At 69.4% G+C, this 16,603-nt stretch carries 14 protein-coding genes and 1 tRNA gene; 7 read left to right on the top strand and 8 right to left on the bottom strand.

What is annotated here, in order from left to right; genetic code table 11:
• Window positions 1-86 precede the first annotated feature (86 nt).
• Window positions 87-515, top strand: a complete 429-nt coding sequence (locus tag M5E06_RS05515; RefSeq protein WP_252137442.1) for a response regulator — start codon at window positions 87-89, stop codon at window positions 513-515.
• Window positions 516-866: 351 nt separating this feature from the next.
• Complete coding sequence (locus M5E06_RS05510; protein ID WP_252137441.1) at window positions 867-1,370, top strand: single-stranded DNA-binding protein; 504 nt, start codon at window positions 867-869, stop codon at window positions 1,368-1,370.
• A 71-nt stretch (window positions 1,371-1,441) separates the two neighbouring features.
• Here M5E06_RS05510 and M5E06_RS05505 read toward each other — a convergent pair whose 3' ends face one another.
• Window positions 1,442-2,344: a LysR substrate-binding domain-containing protein gene (locus M5E06_RS05505; RefSeq protein ID WP_252137440.1), complete on the bottom strand. Its 903-nt coding sequence runs from the start codon at window positions 2,342-2,344 to the stop codon at window positions 1,442-1,444.
• Window positions 2,345-2,474: 130 nt separating this feature from the next.
• Between M5E06_RS05505 and M5E06_RS05500 the strand changes: the two genes are divergently transcribed.
• Complete coding sequence (locus M5E06_RS05500; RefSeq protein WP_252137439.1) at window positions 2,475-3,656, top strand: MFS transporter; 1,182 nt, start codon at window positions 2,475-2,477, stop codon at window positions 3,654-3,656.
• 11 nt (window positions 3,657-3,667) lie between these two features.
• Here M5E06_RS05500 and M5E06_RS05495 read toward each other — a convergent pair whose 3' ends face one another.
• Window positions 3,668-4,432, bottom strand: coding sequence for a class I SAM-dependent methyltransferase (locus M5E06_RS05495; RefSeq protein WP_252137438.1), 765 nt, complete (start codon window positions 4,430-4,432; stop codon window positions 3,668-3,670).
• A 99-nt stretch (window positions 4,433-4,531) separates the two neighbouring features.
• Between M5E06_RS05495 and M5E06_RS05490 the strand changes: the two genes are divergently transcribed.
• Window positions 4,532-5,386, top strand: a complete 855-nt coding sequence (locus M5E06_RS05490; RefSeq protein ID WP_252137437.1) for a helix-turn-helix transcriptional regulator — start codon at window positions 4,532-4,534, stop codon at window positions 5,384-5,386.
• Between the two features lie 27 nt (window positions 5,387-5,413).
• Here M5E06_RS05490 and M5E06_RS05485 read toward each other — a convergent pair.
• The 5 genes from M5E06_RS05485 to M5E06_RS05465 form a co-directional block, all read right to left on the bottom strand.
• A tRNA-Gln gene (locus M5E06_RS05485) sits at window positions 5,414-5,488 on the bottom strand.
• 120 nt (window positions 5,489-5,608) lie between these two features.
• Window positions 5,609-7,714 (bottom strand): glutamine amidotransferase, encoded by a 2,106-nt coding sequence (locus M5E06_RS05480; RefSeq protein ID WP_252137436.1) that lies wholly within the window; start codon window positions 7,712-7,714, stop codon window positions 5,609-5,611.
• Complete coding sequence (locus M5E06_RS05475) at window positions 7,715-10,438, bottom strand: DUF4159 domain-containing protein (protein ID WP_252137435.1); 2,724 nt, start codon at window positions 10,436-10,438, stop codon at window positions 7,715-7,717.
• Between the two features lie 54 nt (window positions 10,439-10,492).
• Window positions 10,493-11,410: a DUF58 domain-containing protein gene (locus tag M5E06_RS05470; RefSeq protein WP_252137434.1), complete on the bottom strand. Its 918-nt coding sequence runs from the start codon at window positions 11,408-11,410 to the stop codon at window positions 10,493-10,495.
• 20 nt (window positions 11,411-11,430) lie between these two features.
• Window positions 11,431-12,396, bottom strand: coding sequence for an AAA family ATPase (locus M5E06_RS05465; protein ID WP_252138517.1), 966 nt, complete (start codon window positions 12,394-12,396; stop codon window positions 11,431-11,433).
• A 326-nt stretch (window positions 12,397-12,722) separates the two neighbouring features.
• On the opposite strand from M5E06_RS05465, the gene M5E06_RS05460 reads away from it, so the two are divergent.
• The 3 genes from M5E06_RS05460 to M5E06_RS05450 are packed head-to-tail and all read left to right on the top strand — an operon-like array spanning window position 12,723 to window position 15,278.
• Window positions 12,723-13,289 carry a DUF1285 domain-containing protein gene (locus tag M5E06_RS05460; RefSeq protein WP_252137433.1) on the top strand — a complete coding sequence of 189 codons (567 nt, stop codon included), beginning with the start codon at window positions 12,723-12,725 and terminating at the stop codon, window positions 13,287-13,289.
• 32 nt (window positions 13,290-13,321) lie between these two features.
• Complete coding sequence (locus M5E06_RS05455) at window positions 13,322-13,960, top strand: CoA pyrophosphatase (protein ID WP_252137432.1); 639 nt, start codon at window positions 13,322-13,324, stop codon at window positions 13,958-13,960.
• Between the two features lie 43 nt (window positions 13,961-14,003).
• Entirely contained in the window at window positions 14,004-15,278 is a 1,275-nt protein-coding gene (locus M5E06_RS05450; protein ID WP_252137431.1) for a CCA tRNA nucleotidyltransferase, read from the top strand.
• On the opposite strand, the gene M5E06_RS05445 is transcribed toward M5E06_RS05450, so the two are convergent.
• A complete protein-coding gene (locus M5E06_RS05445) occupies window positions 15,254-16,468 on the bottom strand; it encodes a DUF2252 domain-containing protein (protein ID WP_252137430.1) in 1,215 nt (404 codons plus the stop codon). The genes M5E06_RS05450 and M5E06_RS05445 overlap by 25 nt on opposite strands.
• Window positions 16,469-16,603 lie beyond the last annotated feature (135 nt).

Below are 16,603 nucleotides of genomic sequence, written 5' to 3'. Positions count from 1 at the left end.
CTAGTACAAACGGCGTATCGGTAAACGAAAATTTACCAAAATTCGCCGCATATTGCGCAACACTGGGAACGCCCGAGGTCGGTCGCATGCTCAGGATCGACTCCATCGCCAAGCAGAATATGCCCCAGCGCGTCCGTTCGCCCGGGCAGCCGCTTCGCGTGCTGGTGCTTGAACATGACGACGCCGTTTCCGACGCATTGTCCGTCCTGGTGGCGGATTTGGGCCACACCGTCTGCGGCGTCGCGCGGACGGAGGTCGAGGCGGCGGAACTGGCCGGACGTGAGCGGCCGGATCTGGCGTTGACCGATGTGCGGTTCGGCGGCGGGGACGGCATCGCCACGGCACGGCGGCTGAACCTGGACCATGGCCTGCGGTCCATCTTCCTGTCGGGAAACAGCGACCACGGCACCATGGCCCGCATCACCGAGACCTATCCGCTCGGCGTCGTGCACAAGCCGCTTTCCCATGCCCAATTGAAGATCGCCCTGGATCTGGCCGCCCGCCGTCTTCGTTGAATCCGGCTTTCCTTGAATGCCGACTTCGGTGGTCCCGCTTGGACCAGTAGGAATCCTGCGCTACGGCGAAGGAATCGGTTTTCCGGCGCCCACTGCTCTGCTATATTTGTTCATGGAGTGTTCTGGTGCGGAACGGCTGGGCGAGTGAGCCGGTCCGGGCATTGCCGGAGCATATCCGACGGCGGTTGACCGGCGTCGGTCCCTCGTGCTTCGTTGCGCGGGACCGGGGGGATGGTCGCCATTGAACAGCCGGCCCTGCGAATGGGAACCCTCGGCATCTGGATGCCTCCGCCGGGCATCCTGACGGGTCGGCATGGATGCTGGGACACTCGCGCTTAGGAGCAACGAGCGATGAATGTTTGGACGTTTACGGGACGCCTGGGCGCGGACGGCGAATTGCGCACGACCCAGAGCGGCGAGAAGGTGCTGGGCTTCCGCGTCGCCAACGACGTCGGTTTCGGCGAGCGCAAGACGACCCAATGGGTCGATTGTTCGATCTGGGGCCGCCGCGCCGAGTCGCTCGCTCCGCACCTGACCAAGGGCAAGAGCGTCGTCGTGTCGGGCGAGGTGACCCTGCGCGAATATGAGAAGCGCGACGGCACCCGCGGCGCCGGCCTGTCGGTCCGCGTGGCCGAGATCGACTTCACCGGCGGTGCCCGTGAAGAGGGTGGCGGCGGCAGCTTCGGCGGTGGCGGTGGCGGTGGCGGCTACGAATCGCGTGGCGGCGGCAGCGGTGGCGGCAGCGGCTATGGTGGTGGTGGCGGCAACTACGGCGGCGGTTCGTCGGGCGGCGGTCGCAGCGGCGGCGGTGCTCCGCCCCGTCACGAGGACCTCGACGACGAAATCCCGTTCTGAGGCGCCACGCCACAGCGGTAAGAACCATCGGCCGGATGCCCGTCATCCGGCCGATTTCCTTTTCGGGCCCGTCAATCCGCGAGCATCGCCCGCAATCGCGGCGCCATGTGGTCCAGGAAGGCGCGGACGCGACGCGGCGCACGGTCGCGGCCGGTATAGACGGCGTGGATTTCCTCGGTGTCGACCAGCGCGTCGTCCAGAACCGCCACCAGCCTGCCCTCGCGCAGATCGGCGCGGACGTGATAATCGGCCAACCGCGCCAGCCCCAGGCCGAGCAGTGCCATATGGCGCACCGTCTCGCCATTGTTCGCCAGGATGCGGGTCGGCACCTCGCGGTCGACCAGACGGCCACCGGACTTCAGCGGCCAGACCGCTGCGGCGCGGCGGAAGTTGAACCCCAGGCAATCATGCGTCTCAAGATCGGCGGCGGTCATCGGCACGCCCTTGCGTTCCAGATAGGCGGGCGAGGCGACGATCCGGCGCCGGACGACGCCCAGCCGTTGGGCCAGCAGAGCCGAATCGCTCAAGGGGCCGGCGCGGAAGGCCACATCGACACGGGCGGCATAGAGGTCAACCACCTCGTCGGTCATCGTCACGTCCAGCGTGATGCCGGGATGGTCGCGCAGGAATTCCGGCAGCAGCGGTAGCAGGCAATGCTGGCCGAACGGGACCGAGGCATTGGCGCGGATCAGACCGGTCGGCGCGCGGGCACCGCCGGCGATTTCCGCATCGAGCGCGTCCATCTCCCCCAGCAGCGCCTCCGCCCGTTCACGGTAGAGATCCCCTTCAGCGGTCAGCCGCAGCTTGCGGGTGGAGCGTTCGACCAGTCGCACGCCCAGCCGCTCTTCCAGCCGGCCGATCAACTTCGCCGTGGATGACGGCGTCATCCCGACATCGCGGCCGGCGGCGCTGAAGCTGCCGCGGGCGGCAACCCGCAGGAACACCCGCATTTCCCAGGCGCGTGGATCGCTCATGCCGGTATCTCCGCTCTTACCTTGTCCCTGAATGACAAAATCATGGGAACAGCGTGGGCATTCCCGTTCCCGACCTTATGGCGCACATCGTCTCACCAGCACAGTCCTTCTTGGAATGGAGAGTTTTGAAATGCCTCTCGCACTGCTGGCGCTGGCGATCAGCGCCTACGCGATCGGGACGACGGAGTTCGTCGTCGTCGGTCTGCTGCCCACCGTGGCGAGTGACCTGGATGTCAGCCTGCCGTTGGCCGGCATGGTGGTCAGCGTCTATGCGCTGGGCGTCACCTTCGGGGCGCCGGTGCTGACCGCGCTGACCGGCCGGGTGCCGCGCAAGCCGCTGCTGCTCGGGCTGATGGGGGTGTTCGTCGCCGGCAACCTGCTGGCCGGTGTCAGCCCCAATTACGAAACGCTGCTGGTGGCGCGGGTGCTGAGCGCCTTCGCCCATGGCGTCTTCTTCTCGGTTGGGTCCACCATCGCTGCCGATCTGGTGCCGGAGGACAAGCGCGCGTCCGCCATCGCCATGATGTTCTCCGGCCTGACCATCGCCATTGTCACCGGCGTGCCGCTCGGTACCTGGATCGGCCAGACCTTCGGCTGGCGCGCCACCTTCCTGGCGGTGTCGGCGCTGGGCGTCGTCGGCGGGCTGGGCGTCGCGGCGCTGGTTCCGGCACGGCTCAGCCAGCCGCCGGCGGCCGGCTTGGGGGTGCAGGTCGGCGTGCTGGCGAAGCCGCGCCTTCTGCTGGCCTTCGCGATCACGGCGCTGGGCTATGGCGGCACCTTCGTCGCCTTCACCTTCCTGGCGCCGATCCTGGAGACGATCACCGGATTCTCCAGCGCCACCGTCAGCCTCGTGCTGGTGCTGTATGGTGCCGCCATCGCGGTCGGCAACCTCGTCGGCGGTCGGCTCGCCAACCGCAGGCCGGTGCGGGCACTGGCCTGGTTGTTCGCCCTGCAGGCGCTGGTCCTGATCGTCTTCACCTTCACCGCGGATGCCAAGATCCCGGCGCTGATCACGCTGGCCGGCATGGGGGCGCTGGCCTTCGCCAATGTTCCGGGGCTTCAGCTCTATGTCGTCCAGCTGGCGCAGCGTCATGCGCCTGGGGCGGTCGACGTGGCGTCGGCACTGAACATCGCCGCCTTCAACCTGGGCATCGCGGCGGGCGCCTTCTTCGGCGGGCAGGTGGTGTCCTCCCCGCTCGGCCTCGGCGCCACGCCCTGGGTCGGTGGACTGTTCGTGCTGGGTGGTCTGGTCCTGACGCTGGCGAGCGGGGCGCTCGACCGGCGGGAGAGGACCGTTCCGGCGGCTTGCTAAACCGCGCCCCGCTAAATCGGGTCAACCTCCAGCGTCAGCGTGTCGAGCAGGAAGCTGCCGTCATCGGTGATGTCGAAATAGCCGCGGACTTCCGCCGCCGCGCTGCGCTGGAGCGAACGGATGGCCTGGGCATGGAGGTCGGGCGTGCGGGTGCGGGCGGTCCAGACCGCGAACTCCATGCGCAGGCGACGCGGAGACAGCGACCGGACGGCGAAGCCCGCCCGAGCCAGGGTCGCCATCCACTCCGCCGCCGTGTAGTTGCGGACGTGGGAGGGGTCACGCAGCACCTCCACCACCTGCAGGTGGGTGTCCAGCACTGCGGCGGCCGGGGCGATGCAGTCGATGAAGATCGCGGTGCCGCCGGGCGCCAGCACCCGCCGCGCCTCGCGCAGGCCCGCCTCGAAATCGCGCCAATGGTGGGCGGTGAAGCGGCAGAGCACCACGTCGAACCGGCCGTCTTCAAAGGGCAGCCGCTCGGCCGCGGCCTGCCGGGTGGCGATGTTGGTCAGGCCGCGCTCCACCGCGGTACGGGTCACCGCCTCCAGCATCTCCGGAGTCAGGTCGACGGCCACGACCTCCGCCACATGCGGCGCGGCGCGGTAGCTGACATGGCCGCCACCGCAGCCCAGATCCAGCACCCGCGCATCGGATCGGCCGCGCAGAGCCTGTTCGATCTGGTCGAGGTCGGCACCGCCGGCATGGACGGCACTGGAGACATAGGCATCGGCACGCGGGCCATAATTCTCGGCGACGACGCCATGGTGGCTTTGGGTCATGGGGGGCTTCCTTGTGACGGGGTGGCTGATGGGGCAAGCGTCGCGCCGATTTCAACCGGGTACAAGGCGGGTGGTTATCCTGGTATAAGCACTGCCACCATGACCTCTGCGACCTCCGAAATCACTGCCGCCGCCGATCCGTCCGCAGAACGCCGGCGCCTGCTCGGCGCCTTCCTGCGCCGGCATCGCGAGCGGCTGACTCCGGCAGAAGCCGGTTTGCAGGGAGGCTCGACCCGCCGCCGCACACCCGGTCTGCGGCGCGAGGAGTTGGCACAGCTCTGCGGCATCAGCCCGACTTGGTACAGCTGGCTGGAACAGGGGAGGGACATGTCGGTTTCCCCCCAAGCGCTGGCCCGGTTGGCCGAGGCGTTGCAGCTGTCCGTGGCGGAACGGGCCTATCTGTTCGAAATGACGCGCAAGCGCGACCCGGATGCGCCCGCGGCCGGCTTGACCGACCGACCGCCGCCGTCGTTGCTGGCAGCGTTGGAGGCAATGACCGCACCGGCCTATCTGCTCGACCGGCTATGGACCGCGGTCGGTTGGAACCCGGCGGCGGAACGGCTGTTCGGCGGCTGGCTGGGGCAGGGGGGGCCAAGTCAGGGCGGTGGAGAGCGCAATCTGCTGCGCTATGTCTTCCTCGACCCCACGGCCCGGAGCTTCATCCTGGATTGGGACAATCGCGCCCGCCGCCTGCTGGCGGAGTTCCGCGCCGAAACAGCCCGCCATCCCGAAGACCCGGCGGTGCAGGCGCTTGTCGACGGGTTGCGGCGGGAGAGCCCGCCCTTCGTCCGGATGTGGGACGATCATGGCGTGCTGGAGCGGGAAGGGGGGCTGCGCCGCTTCGACCATCCGCTGGATGGCCCACTGACGCTGGAACAGGTGACCCTGCGCCCCGGTGACCGGACCGCCTACACGCTGGTCATGCTGCTGGATCCGGCGGACGGCGCAGCGTAGGGAAGTCGGCTGTTTTTCTGGGAAATTTGGCTGGGGCGCCAGGATTCGAACCTGGGAATGGCGGTACCAAAAACCGCTGCCTTACCACTTGGCGACGCCCCAACCGGCGCGGCGATCGTTCGTATCGCCGGAAGGAGCGGCACCATAATCGGAAGCCCGGCTGAACGCAACAGGCTGTTTTCAGAAAATTTTCACTGCCAAATCAGACATCCGGAAGCCCTCTCAACGGCCCTCTCGGCGCCATGCCATCAGCAGTCCGCCCAGCACCAGGGCCAGCACCGCGCCCACCGGCAGAAGCGGGACGTCGGTCACTCCGGTCACCGTGTAATCGCCGTTGGCGCGCAAGCCGATCCAGCCGGAGCCGGTCTGGCTGCGGTCGGGCTGGGTGCGGCGCACATCGATCCCGGGGTTGGGGCCGCTGTCGGTGTCGGTCACCCAGTGGATGCCGCCGCCGGTCGCCTCGGCCACCGGTTTCATGCGGTCGCCGGTGGAGCGGACGTCGGCCAGTTCCGGCGTGTTCACCGCGCCGACCACGGCCAGCGTCGTCCGTTCCCCGTCGGAGATGCGGTAGATGCCGGGTGCGGCGGCGGTCACCGTGGCGATGGCGCGGCCGGTGCGGTCGTCGGTCAGTTGCAGGGTGCTGGTCTGGTCCGACGGGTCGGTGATGGTGACCGAGCGCGGATCGGGGGTGAGGGAGCGGCGTTCGACCGTGATGCGGTTACCATCGACATGGGCGCGCAGGTCGTTCTCCTCCAGTTCCGGTTCCTTCATCAGCCAATGGGCGAGGCGGCGCAGAAGCTCCGCCTGCGGGCCGCCGCCTTCGAAGCCGCGGCTCCACAGCCAGATCTGGTCGGAGGCGAGCTGAGCCACCCGGCCCTTGCCGACGCGGTCGAGCACCAGGAGGGGACGGTTGTCGGCGCCCTGCATCACCACCGTGCCGTTGTTCGGCGTCACATCGACCTGATGGAACCAGCGGCCCCAACTCGGCGGCGCGTCCAGCCGGTCGCCGGGAAGCCCGGCGGTCACCGGATGGCGGCGGCCGACATCGGTGACGGTCGGCAGGAAGGGACGATCCACCGTCTGGCCGCTGGGGGCCGCCGGCAGGATCGAGCCCAGCGGGGTGCGGTAGAGCGACAGCGGGCCGGCATAGCCCTGGCCGGAGGTCTCCAACAGGGCGCCGCCCTTGCGGACATAGTCGGCGATGTTCTCGAGATACATCTGCGGCAGCACGCCACGGCGGCGGTAACGGTCGAAGATGATCAGGTCGAACTCGTCCAGCTTCACCTCGAACAACTCGCGGATCGGGAAGGCGATCAGCGACAGTTCGCGGATCGGCGTGCCGTCCTGCTTTTCCGGCGGGCGCAGGATGGTGAAGTGGACCAGATCTACCGCCGGGTCGGCCTTCAGCAGGTTGCGCCATGTGCGCTCCCCGGCATGGGGCTCGCCGGAGACCAGCAGAACGCGCAGCCGGTCGCGCACGCCGTTGACCACGACCGCCGCGCGGTTGTTGGCGAGCGTCAGTTCCTGCTTGGCCGGTTCGACCTCCAGCTCAAGCACATTCTGGCCGCCATGGGTGACGGGAAGGTCGACGCGCACGTCGCGGCCGACCGGCACGCGGATGGTGCCCGGCGTGCCACCGTCCTGGCGCAGCGTCACCGCTGCGTCGGCGGACTGGTGGCCGGGCATGTCGTCGACGCGGATGGTCAGTTCCACCGGCTTGCCGACGATGCCGTAGTTCGGCGCCTGCACGATGGCGATGCGGCGGTCGCCCTCGTCGCGGTCGCCGGTCAGCAGAGTGTGGATCGGGCCGATGTCGGCCAGCTTGCCGGGCACCTGCGGCACGTCGTGCACCTGACCGTCGGTGATGAAGACGGCGCCGGCCATGCGGCGGCGCGGCACGTCGGCCATGGCACGGTTCAGCGCGTCGAACAGGTGCGTCTCGTTGATCGAGCCGCCATTGTCCGCACCCTCCGTGCTGCGGACGACGCGCACTTCCAGGTCGTCGAAGCGCTTCAGTCGCTCGGTCAGCTGTTCGGCCGCGCGCTCGGTGCGGGCGCGGCGGTCGCCGATGGCTTGGCTCGGCGAATCGTCGATCACCACGACGGCGACGTCCTTGATCGGGTCGCGCTTCTCCTGGACCAGCGAGGGGTTGATGAGCGCGAGCGCCAGAACCGCCACCGCCAACAGGCGCAGCCAAGTACCACGCGCCCGGCGCAGCGCCGCGACCAGCACGACCAGAAGGGCGAAGCCGATCAGGACACCCAGCACCGGCCAGGGCAGCAGCGGCGCCAACGCCACGGAAAGTCCGGAGAGCAGATCGACGGGCATTTACTGGCCGAGCCTTTCCAGGATGGCGGGCACATGAACCTGATCGGCCTTGTAGTTGCCGGTCAGCGCGTACATCACGAGATTGACGCCGAAGCGATAGGCCATCTCGCGCTGGCGCTCGCCGCCGGGGATCACGGCGAACAGCGGCTGGCCGTTGCGGCCGACCGCCCAAGCCGACGCCCAGTCGTTGCCGCCGATCACGACGGAGGAGACGCCGTCATTGGCCTTCCCCTCCCGCGCCTCGATCCACAACTGGCCGCCGGCATAGCGGCCGGGGAAGTCGGACAGCAGGTAGAAGGACTTGCGCAGCACATGGTCCTGCGGCACCGGGGCCAGCGGCGGAATGTCCAGCCCCTCCACCAGAGTCTGCAGCACGGCGGGGCCGCCGCCCGGCGACTGATCGCGGGTGTCGAACAGGATGGTGCCGCCGTTGCGCATATATTCGTTCACCCGCTGGCGCGCCTGATCGGACAGCGGCTTCTGCCGGTCGGACACCGGCCAGTAGAGCAGGGGATAGAAGGCCAGCTCGTCCTGTTCGGGATCGACGCCGACCGCACCCGCGGCCTCCACCGCCGTGCGCAGGCCCAGCACGCTGACCAGCCCCTCCAGCCCGGCGCGGGCGGTGTCGTCGATGCTGCTGTCGCCGGTCCGGACATAGGCGAGGTAAGTCTCCTCCGTCACCTTGACCGCCTTGTCCAGGTCGAGAGCGTGGGCGGGCTGCGGCGCGGACGACAAGGCCAGGGCGAGCAGCAGACCGGCCGCGGCACCGCCGGCGCCACGACGCAGGCGCGGCGGGCGCAGCAGGCCGCGGAGGGCCAGCGCGATCAGCAGGTCGATGGACAGCAGGGCGAGCGCCGCCGCCAGCAGCGATGGCTTCAGCGGAACCTCGCCGCGGGCACCATAGCCGTCGCGCCCGACCCCGGCCGGCATCGGCGGCAGCGGGGAGAGGGTGGTGACGGCGGCGGACAGGTTCAGCGCGCGCCGCGCGTCGTCGGTGCCGTAGAAGCCCGGAGGGTGGCGCGGCCCGATCACGTCGGCGGTGGCGTTGCCGGGAATCGGGAAGGCGGTCGGCGGCGGCGGAACCAGCCGGCCGGTGCCGTCCAGCACCTCCACCGGGTCGAGCGAGGCGGTCGCCGCCGTTCCCGTCACGCCGCCGCTGAGCGCCACCAGACGGCGCAGCATGTCGACGAACAGGCCGGACAGCGGCAGGTTCGACCAGTCCGGGCTGGCGGTGGTGTGGACCAGCACGACCCAGCCGTCGCCGCGCTTCTGCGATGTGACCAGCGGCGTGCCGTCGGCCAGCCTCGCCCAGGTACGGTCGGCAAGATCCAGGGCGGGTTCCGCAAGGACTTGCCGGTTGACCTGCACGTCGGGCGGGATGGTCAGACCTTCGAAGGGCGATTTGGGCGGGAAGGGCTGGAGCTTTGCCGGCTCCGACCAGGACAGGGCGCCGCCCAGCGCACGGTCGCCGATGCGCAGGCGCTCCGGCACCAGCGTGTCGGCATGCTGGGCCAGTCGCGGACCGGCGAAGCGGATCAGAACGCCGCCCTTCTTCACCCAATCCTCGATGTCCTGCACCTCGGTGCCGGTCAGGGCACCGATGTCGGACAGGATCAGCACGGCCAGATCGCGTTTTAGCAGGTCCAGCGTCTCGCCGCGCCGCACCTCGTTGTAGGGCGACAGCGCGCGTTCAAGGTAATAGAGGTCGGACAGCAGCGGCTGGCTTTCCCCCTCCGACCGGCCGGAGACCAGACCGACGGGGCGGCGTCGCCAGCGTTCATCCAGCAGGACGGTGGCGCCGGCGGTGGTGTCGCCCTCCACCCGCAGGCTGGCGGCGTCGTTGCGCAGTTCGGTCGGCACATCCAGCCGCACCTCGCGCATTTTCTGGCCGGGTTCGAAAGCGACGGTCTGGCGGGTCAGCAGCCGGCCGTCGGTGGCGCCAAGACGGACCGTGACCGGCTCCGGCTTGGACGGGTCGGCGCGCACGATACGGGCGGTCAGGGCGGTGCCCTCGCTGGAGGGCGGGAGCAGCAGGTGCGGTGGATGCTCGGCGGAATCGTCGAGAATGTCGGCGGACCCCAGCCGCTGCAATCCGGCGGCCAGCGCGGCGGCCTGATTGTCGCCGACGCCGTCGCTGAGCCACACCGCGTGGATGGAACCGCGTCCATTGGCCTGCGCCGCCACCGCCTTGAGGGCATCCAGCGCTGCGGCGCGGTCGGTCGGCCAGGGCAGGGGGACCATCGCCTGAGCCAGACGGCGCGCCTCCTGCGCCGGCACGATGGCGCTGGCATGGATCGGCTGTCCGTCAGCCGGCGGGGCGGTGGGCAGCAAGATCACCGGGCGCTGCTGGCGGTCGGCCTGGGCGATCAGTTCGTCCATCGTGCGCTTGCGGGTCGGCCAGTCGCGTCCGGCGGCCCAGCCATTGTCCACCACCAGCAACAGCGGCCCGCCGCCGGGCAGGGCTGCCCGCGGATTCAGCAGCGGCCCGGCCAGCGCCAGGATGATGAGCGCCGCCACGATCAGCCGCAACAGCAGCAGCCACCAGGGCGTGCGGGCCGGCGTCTCCTCTTGAGCGATCAGATCGCGCAGCAGGCGAATGGCCGGGAACTGGATGGTGCGCGGCGCCGGGGGCGTGACACGCAGCAGCCACCACAGGACCGGCAGGGCTGCCAGTGCGGTCAAGACCCAGGGGGCGGCGAAGGCGATCGGTCCTAGACCCAGCATTGGCGCGTCTTCAAGAGGGGAAAGGGCAAGAGGGTGATGTGGTCGGCAGGCGCGTCACACCGCCTCCATCGCCATGGCACCCCACAGGGTGAGCAGCGCGGATTGCGGCGAACGGTCGGTGCGGTGGACGGCGAAACTCCAGCCGGCGGTGCGGGCCAGTGCCGCCAGCCCGTCCTGCTGGGCCTTCAGCCGCTCGCGGTAGGCTTCGCGGACGGCCTCCACCCGGGGGACCAGAAGGTTTGTTTCACCCTCCATGCCGTGGAAATCGACACGGCCGTCATAGGGCAGCGTCTCTTCCGCCGGATCCAGAATCTGGACCAGATGACCGCGCAGGCCGCGGCCGGTCAGGCCGGCGACGGCGGCGTGGATCTCCGGCAGAGGAGACAGCAGGTCGCCGAACAGAACCGCCTGGGCATGGCGGGGCAGGGGCTCCACCCGCGGCAGCGGGTCGGGCGCCGCCGCGGCGCGCGGGTCGGTCATCAGGCGGGCGATGCGGTCGATGGCGGTCTTGCCATGGTCTGGCCGCACGCCGCTGTTCAGCAGCGCCACCCGCTCACCGCCACGGGCCAGCAGGACGGCGGTGGCAAGCGTCAGCAGATCGGCCCGCTCGCGCTTGGTCGGCAGGCCGGGCGCGGAGCGGAAATCCATCGAGGCGGAGCGGTCGCGCCACAGCCAGACGCTTTGCGCCGCCTCCCATTCATTCTCGCGGACATAGACGGGCTGGGTCTTGGCCGACTGGCGCCAGTCGATCATCGATGGCGCGTCGCCCGGCTGGTAGCGGCGAAACTGCCAGAAGGTCTCGCCCAGACCGACACGGCGGCGGCCGTGGACGCCCTGGGCGACGGTGGCGGCCACCCGCTCCGCCGCGACCAGAAGCGGCGGCAAGGCGGATGCCAGCTCCTCCGCGCGATGGCGCGCCAGCAGGGTGTTCGACAGCTGACCCGGTTGCGGGGAGGTTGGGCTTCGCGGCATTGCGGCTCCGCTGCGGAGGGTCACATCAGGGGGGCGCAGAGGCGGTCGATGACGTCGTCCAGCGTCACCCCGTCGGCCCGCGCGGCGAAATTCAGCGCCATGCGGTGCTTCAGGATCGGCTTGGCGAGCGCCACCACGTCGTCCAGCGACGGCGACAGCCGGCCATCCAGCACCGCGCGGGCGCGGGCGGCGAGCATAAGCGCCTGACTGGCGCGCGGACCGGGGCCCCAGGCGACATGCTGGCGCACCTCCAACAGCTCCGACATCTCCGGCCGGCCACGGCGGACGAGGTCGAGGATGCCGTCCACCCCCCCTTCACCGACCGGCACGCGGCGGACGAGGCGCTGTGCAGTCAGAAGATCGGCGGCCGACAGCACGGTCACCGCCCGCTCGTCGGTGGAGCCGGTGGTGGCGATCATCATCCGCCGTTCGGCCTCGCGGTCCGGGTAATCGACGTCGATCTGCATCAGGAAGCGGTCGAGTTGGGCTTCCGGCAGCGGATATGTCCCTTCCTGTTCCAGCGGGTTCTGGGTCGCCAGGACGTGGAAGGGCTCGGGCAGGGGATGGTATTGGCCGGCCACCGACACCCGGTGCTCCTGCATCGCCTGAAGCAGGGCGGACTGGGTGCGCGGGCTGGCGCGGTTGATCTCGTCCGCCATCAGCAGCTGGCTGAACACCGGGCCGGGCAGGAAGCGGAAGGACCGGCGGCCGCTTTCCCCCTCCTCCAGCACTTCGGAGCCGAGGATGTCGGCGGGCATCAGGTCGGGCGTGCATTGGATTCGTTTTTCGGCGAGGCCCAGCACGGTGCCCAGCGTTTCCACCAGCCGCGTCTTGGCGAGGCCGGGAACGCCGATCAGCAGGACATGGCCGCCGGCCAGCAGCGTGACCAGGGTGCGGTCGATCACCTCGTGCTGGCCGAAGATCACGCGGCCGATGCGGTCGCGGACCGAGGCGAGCCGGTCGCCCAGCGCCTCGATCTCCTCCATCAGCCGTTGCGGGTCCTCCGGCACGGGAGGCTGCCCCCTCAGGATGTCCTGTGCGCTCAAGGTCTGCTGCTCCCCGATGATGGGCCGGTCGGTGTCGTCGTCGCGGCCACCCTTGGTAAGGTTGCCGTGACGTGAAACACGGGATCCGCATGGTTGGCCCTGTTCCTGCGCCTTGTCGACACCCATTTTCCGAATCCCACCGCCGGATGTGACGCCGGACGGAGGATGCCGCAGGGCCAACGGGGTGGACCTAGCGGCCGAGTGTGGCGAAAATGCGCATGTCCGGGGACAAAACGGCTCCCAACTCCTTGAAGGTCGGTAACGCGATGGCGAATGACAAGCGCTCAGATGGGCAAACCGTTTCGGGGACGCCGCCGGACCTGCCGGCCGCGTTGGGCCGGACGCCGACGCTGGAGCAGTACGACATCCGCATTGCGCGCGACGGCACCTGGTTCCACAATGGCGATCCCATCCGCCGCATCGAACTGGCGAAGCTGTTCTCCACCGTTCTGAAGCGCGACGACGACGGCGATTACTGGCTGGTCACGCCGGTCGAGCGCGGCAAGATCGTCGTGGAGGACGCTCCCTTCGTCGCGGTGGAGATGACGGTGGCCGGCAGCGGGGCCGATCAGGTCCTGTCCTTCCGCACCAATCTGGACCATTGGGTGGAGGCCGGCCCCGAACACCCGATCCGCGTCGCCGTGAACCCTGAAACCGGGGAGCCGGCACCCTACATCGAAATCAGAAGCCGGTTGGAGGCGCTTATCCTGCGGGCCGTGTTCTACGACATGGTGGAGCGCAGCGAGACGCGCCGCACCGAAACCGGCGAGTCCGAGGTGGGTCTATGGAGCAACAAGGTCTTCTTCGCGCTGGGCAAGCTGCCTGGCGACTGAGCCTGGACGAGGTCCGCCGGCGCTTTCCGGCGATGAGCACCGACGCGGCCGTCGAAAACGCCGTTCACTCGAACCGGATGCCGCCCAGGGCGGCGGCCAAGATCAGGGGCGACCACGACCTCAATCCGGAGATGGGGCCGCCATCGACCCTGCGCGAGGCGGCGGTTCTGGTCCCCCTGGTCGACCGGCCGGAGGAGCTGACCGTCATCTTCACCCAGCGCACGGCGACGCTGAGCGCCCATGCCGGCCAGATCAGTTTCCCCGGCGGCCGGATGGAGCCGGAGGATGCCGGCCCCGAGGACACCGCGCTTCGCGAGACGGCGGAGGAGATCGGGCTGGAGCGCGGCCGGATCGAGATCGTCGGCCGGCTGGACACCTATGTCACGCGCACCGGGTTCCGGGTGACGCCGGTGGTCGGGGTGGTGTCGCCGCCCTTCATGCTGACGCCCGACCCGACCGAGGTGGCGGAGGTGTTCGAGGTGCCGCTGTCCTTCATCCTCGATCCGTCCAACCCGCAGCGCCACAGCCGCGAATTCCTGGGCAAGCCGCGCTGGTTCTACGCCTTCCCCTATCCGCAGCGTTACATCTGGGGGGCGACCGCCGGCATGCTGGTGAACCTGCGCGACGTGCTGGGCGCCGCCGCGCGCGAAACGGGGGAGGGGGCGGGCTGACGGCTGTGGCACGGATGGCCTTAATCGGATAGCGTCGCGCGCCATGACCGTTGCCGCACGCCTGTCGCCCCAACCCTGGATGACCGCGCCCGAAAGCCTCGCGGTGTTCGATGCCCTGGCGTCGGGCGGCGCCGATGCGCGATTCGTCGGCGGCTGCGTGCGCGATGCGTGGCTCGGCCGGCCGGTGAAGGACATCGACATCGCCACCCACGCTCCGCCGGAACGGGTGATGGAGCTGCTGGAAGGCGCCGGGATCCGCGTCATCCCCACCGGCATCGCCCATGGCACCGTCACCGCACTGTGCGGCGGCAAGCCCTACGAGATCACCACGCTGCGGCGCGACGTGGAGAATTTCGGCCGCCATGCCCGCGTCGAGTTTACCGACGACTGGATTGAGGACGCCGCCCGCCGCGACCTGACCATGAACGCGCTGAGCTGCACGCCCGACGGCTCCATGTTCGACCCGTTCGGCGGTCTGGCCGACCTCGCCGCCGGTCGCGTCCGCTTCGTCGGCGCGGCGCGGCGGCGGATCGAGGAGGATGTGCTGCGTCTGCTGCGCTTCTTCCGCTTCCATGCCCATTACGGCCGCGGCGAACCCGATGCCGAGGCGATGGCCGCTTGTCGTGAGCTGGCGCCGCGCCTGCCGACCCTGTCGGGCGAGCGGGTGCGGGGGGAGCTGTTCCGCCTGCTGACCGCCCCCTGCGCCGCGGCGGTGTGGCGGCTGATGATGGGGCAGGGGATCATGGTCCACCTGCTGCCCGAAGCAATGGACACCGACCGGCTGGAGCGGCTGATCGCGGTGGAGCGCGACCTGGGGGCAACGCCCGATCCGACGCGCCGGCTGGCTGCGGTGCTGGACAGCGACCGGCCGGGCGCGCTGCGGGCCGCCGAGGCGCTGCGCCTGTCCAACCACGAGCGCGACCGTCTGCTGGCCATGGTCGAGCCGCCGGTCGCGCTGGCGCCGGCCCCATTGGCAACCGCTGACGACCGCAAGGCTCTGCGACAGGCGCTCTATCGCCTTGGCGATGCCGAACTGTTCGGCGACCTGCTGCTGATCGCCGCTGCTATCCATGACGGCCCGCTGGACCTGACGGTGCTGCGCCGGGCGCTGGCGCTGGCCGACGATCTGCCGGGCTTGAAGCTGCCCATCGCCGGTCGCGACCTGCTGGGGCTGGGAATCCCGCGTGGCCCGGCGGTCGGCGAAACGCTGAAGCGCGTCGAGGGTTGGTGGATCGCCGAGGATTTCCAGCCCAGTCGCGACGCCTGCCTGGAGATGGCTCGCAATGTTTTCGATCAGCCGTCCGGGCGTTCGGCGTAGCGGCGGCAGTGCTCCAGATAGGCCGCCTCGTGGCCGACGATCAGATCGACGATGCTGGACCACAGCCAGGATGGCGCATCGAGGCTCTTGGTGCGGTTGCGCGCCAGCTCGTTGAGCCATGATTTGCGTGTCGCCTCGTCCATCTGGCGGGCATGCGCCTTGCCGACCACGGCGGCCAGGAAGAAGGCGGCGCGGGTCGCTTCCTCGCGCGTCAGATGGTCGAAGTCGAGCTTGATGTCCTGCGGCAGCAGTTCGCGCAGGAAAACCGCGCGGTCGAGCAGACGGGCAGGGCGCATGCGGTCGCCGAGATAGGGCGAGAGATTCTGCGCCCCCGTTACCACGCGTTCCGCGTTGTCGCGCGGCATGCCATTCTTCGTGGCGCGGGGTGCGGCGGCCTGCACCGCCTCCTTGATGTCGATCAGGCTGAGACCGCCCTCGTCGTAATGACCCTCGCCGACGCCGAGCAGCACCGCCACCCGCAGCCGGCCCAGCGAACTGCAACCCTTGACCCAATAGGCGGCGTCCAGAAGCTCGATCCGGTCATCGTCGTCGCGGGAGTGCAGGGCGGTCACCAGACGGCGCACCTGATCCTTGGCAAACAGCTCTTCCACCGCCGCGCGTTCGTCGTCGGTCAGCGGCCAGAAGCGCTTGCCCAGCGGGATGGTCGGTCGGATGTCCTTGATCCGGTCCTTGGCCAGATGCTTCCAGGTGCGGCCGATGGCCTGACGCATGCCGACGCGGACGACCGACGGCTTCTTCCGCAGGGTCTCTCCGCCGAGATCTCCGTCGAGGGTCATCATGTAGCCCTCGATCATCTGCTCCAGCATCAGCGCGGTGGTGACGCCGGGCAGGTCCGACCCGCGCGCCGCGGTGGCGAGCGACAGGCCGAGGCGGATCAGGTCGTGGGCGGGATTGCCGACCACCGTCTGGTCGACGTCGCGAATCTGGATGTCGATGTTGCCCTTGGCGTTGGCGACCGGCCCCAGATTGCCAACGTGACAGTCGCCGCAGATCCAAACCGGCGGCCCGTCAGGCACCTTGCCGCCGGACTGCTCGAGCCATTCGTAGAACTTCACCGTGCTGCCGCGCACATAGGCGTGGGCGGATTCGGCCATCTTGAGGTTGCGACGCTGGGACAGAACCGCCTGACGCTGGTCGGGCGGGGTGGGCTGGTTCTTCGACGACATCATCCATCCGGGTCAGAAGGTGCGACGCCGGAAATGGGTAGCGGAAATCCGAAATGCCACGGCTCAACCGGTCAACCAACTGAATGCGCGAAATTTGAGATTTTCCTGCTGGATGCGACTCCCGCAAGAAAGCGCCAC

It is taken from the genome of Azospirillum sp. A1-3 (assembly GCF_023806445.1).
In the GTDB taxonomy this organism is placed as follows: Bacteria; Pseudomonadota; Alphaproteobacteria; order Azospirillales; family Azospirillaceae; genus Azospirillum.
This window is presented reverse-complemented; position numbering and strand designations above follow the sequence as displayed.

Excerpts from the sequence above, each read along its gene's own strand:
- M5E06_RS05515 (WP_252137442.1), top strand. The coding sequence starts at position 87 with ATGCTCAGGATCGACTCCATCGCCAAGCAGAATATGCCCCAGCGCGTC.
- M5E06_RS05500 (WP_252137439.1), top strand. The coding sequence starts at position 2,475 with ATGCCTCTCGCACTGCTGGCGCTGGCGATCAGCGCCTACGCGATCGGG.
- M5E06_RS05505 (WP_252137440.1), bottom strand. The coding sequence starts at position 2,344 with ATGAGCGATCCACGCGCCTGGGAAATGCGGGTGTTCCTGCGGGTTGCC.
- M5E06_RS05460 (WP_252137433.1), top strand. The coding sequence starts at position 12,723 with ATGGCGAATGACAAGCGCTCAGATGGGCAAACCGTTTCGGGGACGCCG.
- M5E06_RS05490 (WP_252137437.1), top strand. The coding sequence starts at position 4,532 with ATGACCTCTGCGACCTCCGAAATCACTGCCGCCGCCGATCCGTCCGCA.
- M5E06_RS05510 (WP_252137441.1), top strand. The coding sequence starts at position 867 with ATGAATGTTTGGACGTTTACGGGACGCCTGGGCGCGGACGGCGAATTG.
- M5E06_RS05470 (WP_252137434.1), bottom strand. The coding sequence starts at position 11,410 with ATGCCGCGAAGCCCAACCTCCCCGCAACCGGGTCAGCTGTCGAACACC.
- M5E06_RS05455 (WP_252137432.1), top strand. The coding sequence starts at position 13,322 with ATGAGCACCGACGCGGCCGTCGAAAACGCCGTTCACTCGAACCGGATG.
- M5E06_RS05480 (WP_252137436.1), bottom strand. The coding sequence starts at position 7,714 with ATGCCCGTCGATCTGCTCTCCGGACTTTCCGTGGCGTTGGCGCCGCTG.
- M5E06_RS05450 (WP_252137431.1), top strand. The coding sequence starts at position 14,004 with ATGACCGTTGCCGCACGCCTGTCGCCCCAACCCTGGATGACCGCGCCC.
- M5E06_RS05445 (WP_252137430.1), bottom strand. The coding sequence starts at position 16,468 with ATGATGTCGTCGAAGAACCAGCCCACCCCGCCCGACCAGCGTCAGGCG.
- M5E06_RS05475 (WP_252137435.1), bottom strand. The coding sequence starts at position 10,438 with ATGCTGGGTCTAGGACCGATCGCCTTCGCCGCCCCCTGGGTCTTGACC.
- M5E06_RS05495 (WP_252137438.1), bottom strand. The coding sequence starts at position 4,432 with ATGACCCAAAGCCACCATGGCGTCGTCGCCGAGAATTATGGCCCGCGT.
- M5E06_RS05465 (WP_252138517.1), bottom strand. The coding sequence starts at position 12,396 with ATGGAGGAGATCGAGGCGCTGGGCGACCGGCTCGCCTCGGTCCGCGAC.